We start from the raw sequence: 775 nt of genomic DNA, 5'->3' as shown, positions 1-775 counted from the left end.
GGATTGATGCGCTGACGGTCACTGTGGCCACCGCTTGGCTGGGTGCAATGATGTTGCTGCCGCCTGCGCTGATTTCAGACGGCCTGCCGTTTGGTATGCTTGCCGAAATGGACGGCAGGGGCTGGTTTGCTTTGATTGGCCTGTCTGTCGGGGCAACGGTCTTGAGCTATGCGTGGTATTTTGAAGGCGTGAAGACTTTGGGCGCCGGCAGCGCGGCGGCGTACATTACTTTGGTGCCGGTATTCGGTATTCTGTGTTCCGCTTGGTTTTTGGGCGAGGCGTTGCATGTTTCTTTGGTTGCCGGCTGTTTGGCGGCAGTGGTCGGATTGGCGTTGATGCAGTACGGAAGACGTGCCGTCTGAAATAGGAAATATGTTATATAATAATGAAACTGATCAAACCATTGTTTTCGACATGTCTGAACATTCCTCCCTGCTCGATTTCGACCGCGCCCATCTGCTCCATCCTTATACATCTATGACCGACCCGTTGCCTGTTTATCCGGTGCGCCGTGCGGAGGGTGTGCACATCGAATTGGCGGACGGTACGCGGCTGATTGACGGGATGTCGTCTTGGTGGTGTGCGATACACGGCTACAATCATCCCGTTTTGAATCAGGCAGTTGAGGCGCAGATTAAACAAATGTCGCATATGATGTTCGGCGGTTTGACGCACGAGCCGGCGGTGGAGCTGGGCAAGTTGTTGGTCGGGATTTTGCCGCAGGGGCTGGACCGTATTTTTTATGCGGACTCGGGTTCGGTTTAGGTGGAAGTCG

1 protein-coding gene and 1 pseudogene are annotated in these 775 nt (G+C 54.5%); both read left to right on the top strand.

Going from position 1 to position 775, the window contains the following annotated elements; genetic code table 11:
- A partial coding sequence (locus tag ACTHUR_RS13480) for an EamA family transporter (protein ID WP_440399038.1) occupies positions 1 to 362 on the top strand: 362 nt, incomplete at its 5' end.
- Positions 363 to 414: 52 nt separating this feature from the next.
- Positions 415 to 762, top strand: a pseudogene (locus ACTHUR_RS13475) (aminotransferase class III-fold pyridoxal phosphate-dependent enzyme); the annotation flags it as partial.
- Positions 763 to 775: the final 13 nt, after the last annotated feature.

This window comes from Neisseria sp. P0021.S007 (assembly GCF_051956855.1).
This window is presented reverse-complemented; position numbering and strand designations above follow the sequence as displayed.